2 protein-coding genes are annotated in these 3,396 nt (G+C 46.0%); both read left to right on the top strand.

The genetic code is table 11. The features are described from left to right. A partial coding sequence (locus AACV78_RS28285) for a DEAD/DEAH box helicase (RefSeq protein ID WP_194074426.1) occupies window positions 1–1,880 on the top strand: 1,880 nt, incomplete at its 5' end. A gap of 135 nt (window positions 1,881–2,015) precedes the next feature. After that, window positions 2,016–2,843, top strand: a complete 828-nt coding sequence (locus AACV78_RS28280; protein WP_194009512.1) for an SWIM zinc finger family protein — start codon at window positions 2,016–2,018, stop codon at window positions 2,841–2,843. Window positions 2,844–3,396: the final 553 nt, after the last annotated feature.

The following is a 3,396-nucleotide window of genomic DNA, read 5'->3' as shown; positions in this document are numbered from 1 at the left end:
TAGTAAGGGGGGGCGCTGGAGAAACTAACCCCCCCTTAGTAAGGGGGGGCAAGGGGGGGTTGGGTTTGCAAAGTCTGTTAAATTTTAAGTGGGAATTGACGATCGGCGGACAGCGCATTTCTAAGGCAGAATTCGATCGGCTGGTAGAGCTGAATTCGCCTTTGGTGGAAATTAACGGCGAGTGGGTGGAGTTGCGCGCAACCGATGTGAAGGCTGCTAAAACTTTTTTTGCTAGTCGCAAGGAGCAAATGACTCTTTCTTTGGAGGATGCTTTGCGCTTGGCTTCGGGCGATTCTCAGACTATTGAAAAGTTGCCTGTGGTGAATTTTGAAGCTACGGGCCAACTTCAGGAATTGTTGAATACTTTAAGCGACAATCAGGCCGTAAGTGCGATCGCGACTCCGGCTAGTTTCCGAGGAGAATTGCGGCCTTATCAAGCGTTGGGAGTTGGCTGGTTAGCATTCTTAGAACGCTGGGGTTTGGGTGCTTGTCTCGCGGACGATATGGGTTTGGGAAAGTCGATCGAGCTAATTGCTTTCCTCCTGCACTTGCAAGAACAAAATTCTCTAGAAGCGCCGACATTATTGGTTTGTCCGACATCGGTATTGGGCAATTGGGAGCGGGAAGTCAAGAAATTTGGGCCGACGCTGAAAGTATTGCTGCACCACGGAGACAAACGCGCTAAAGGTAAAGCATTTGCGGCTGAAATTAAGGGAAAGCATTTAATAATTACCAGTTACGCGCTGGTGTTTCGCGATGCGAAGGAAATTCAAAGCACTAAATGGCAGGGATTGGTTTTGGATGAAGCCCAAAATATTAAGAATTCCGAGGCTAAGCAGTCGCAGGCGGTGCGGCAAATCGAGGCAGATTTTAGAATTGCGCTGACGGGAACTCCGGTGGAAAATAGACTGCAAGAATTGTGGTCAATTTTGGAGTTTCTGAATCCCGGCTATTTGGGGCCGCGCAATTTCTTTCAGCGCCGATTTGCTATTCCGATCGAGAAATATGGAGATAGAGAATCATTGCATACTTTGCGATCGCTCGTTCGGCCTTTTATCCTCCGCCGCCTGAAAACTGACAAGGAAATCATCCAAGATTTGCCGGAAAAACAAGAGATGACTGTATTTTGCAGTCTGGCTGCTGGCCAGGCCGCATTATATCAGAAAATAGTCGAAGAGTCAATCGCTAATTTAGAGTCAGCCGAAGGTATTCAGCGCCGGGGTATGATTCTGGCTTTGCTGGTAAAACTCAAGCAACTTTGCAACCATCCGGCTCTTTTGACAGCTAAACAAAACCCGAAAGAATGGGAGATTAAGAGTCAGGAATCGGGTAAATTGCAGCGGTTGGTGGAAATGTTGGAAGAGGTGGTTTCTGAGGGCGATCGGGCTTTGATTTTTACTCAATTTGCTGAATGGGGAAAACTCCTAAAACCGCATCTAGAAAAGCATTTAGGGCGAGAAGTTTTGTTTTTGTACGGCGGAATTAAGCAACAGCAGCGGGAAGAAATGATCGATCGCTTCCAACACGATCCGCAAGGCCCGCCGATTATGATATTATCTTTAAAAGCGGGCGGTACAGGTCTTAACTTAACCAGAGCAACCCACGTTTTCCACTATGACAGGTGGTGGAATCCCGCAGTAGAAAATCAGGCAACTGACCGCGTATTTCGCATCGGTCAAACCCGGAACGTGCAAGTACACAAATTTGTCTGTACGGGTACGCTAGAGGAGAAAATACACGATATGATCGAGAGTAAAAAAGCTCTCGCCGAGCAAGTAGTCAGCGCCGGCGAAAACTGGCTCACCGAACTCGACACAGACCAACTGCGAAATTTACTAATTCTCGATCGCGATGCTATTATAGAAACAGAAGAAGAATAATATGATTAATTACCAATTCCCAACAGCACGACACGGATGTCACGGATACACGGATAGCTGTTTTTTCCTTTCTGACTCCAGCATCCCAATTACCAATGCCCAATGCCCGATGCCCAATTCCCAATTCCCAAATAAATGATTGACAGAGAATGGTGGACACAACAGTGGCTCGATTTAATCAATACCTACCGCTTCAAAAAACGCTTAGAACGCGGCTGGCAATACGCGCGCGAAGGTAAAGTTCTCAGCATTAAATTCCCCAACCAAGAAGTAATTGCTATCGTTCAAGGAACAGATCCCAAACCCTATCAAGTTTCTTTAGGGCTCGATACATTGAGCGATGAAGATTGGGATTACGTGATTGAAAATATGTCCCAAAGAGCGGTTTTTTCGGCTAAATTATTAGCAGGAGAAATGCCGCACAATATTGAGGATGTATTTGCAGCGGCGGGAAAAACGCTATTTCCGTTAAGTTTATCTGATATTCGATCGCGCTGCACCTGTCCAGACCCGAAAAACCCTTGCAAGCACATCAGTGCAGTATACTACTTATTGGGCGATCGCTTCGGAGAAGACCCCTTTGTACTTTTTCAACTGCGGGGAAGAACCAAAGAGCAAATCTTGACAGCTTTGCGTCAGACACGGGGCACCCAAGGAGAGGAAAATTCTCAACTCAACTCCGGCAAAAATTCCCCGACTGCGAATGCTAAATTGCCGAAGGTCGATCGCTTTTGGGAATACAACCAGCAGCTAGAATCATCTTTAGTCGTAATTGTGCCGCCGCCCAGCAGCGAAACAGTCTTAGATATTTTAGGCCCGATTCCCCTCGCAACCAACCCAACAGCAACCAGTAGCAAATCTTCCCCCGCCTCTGACGCACTCAAGCAGCATTTTAGTAAAATTTACCAAGCAGTTAGCCAGCAAGCAGTTTTAGCAGCACTAAAACGGGGCGAAGGAGATTAACAAATTATTCTTTCTTTCTGGGAATCACCCAAAGTCTGCAAAGTCTAAGAAACCCGGTTTCTCATAAAATATCTGCTGGGTTGCAAAAAAAATCGACAGAAACCGGGTTTCTGGGAATCACCCAAAGTCTAAGAAACCCGGTTTCTCATAAAATATCTGCTGGGTTGCAAAAAAAATCGACAGAAACCGGGTTTCTGGGAATCACCCAAAGTCTGCAAAGTCTAAGAAACCCGGTTTCTCATAAAATATCTGCGGCAAAAAATCGAGAGAAACCGGGTTTCTGGGAATCACCCAAAGTCTGCAAAGTCTAAGAAACCCGGTTTCTCATAAAATATCTGCTGGGTTGCAAAAAAAATCGAGAGAAACCGGGTTTCTGGGAATGACGCAAAGTCTAAGAAACCCGGTTTCTCATAAAATATCTGCGGCAAAAAATCGAGAGAAACCGGGTTTCTGGGAATCACCCAAAGTCTGCAAAGTCTAAGAAACCCGGTTTCTCATAAAATATCTATGGGGTGGCAAAAAAAATCGAGAGAAACCGGGTTTCTGGGAATCA

Origin of the sequence: Tychonema sp. LEGE 07196 (genome assembly GCF_963890365.1) — a bacterium.
GTDB lineage: Bacteria > Cyanobacteriota > Cyanobacteriia > Cyanobacteriales > Microcoleaceae > Microcoleus.
Note: the sequence above shows the minus strand (reverse complement) of the source record. Positions and strands in the feature narration are given on the sequence as shown.

What these genes read in the sequence shown, in the direction of transcription:
- AACV78_RS28280 (WP_194009512.1), top strand. Translation starts at nt 2,016, where the DNA reads ATGATTGACAGAGAATGGTGGACACAACAGTGGCTCGATTTAATCAAT.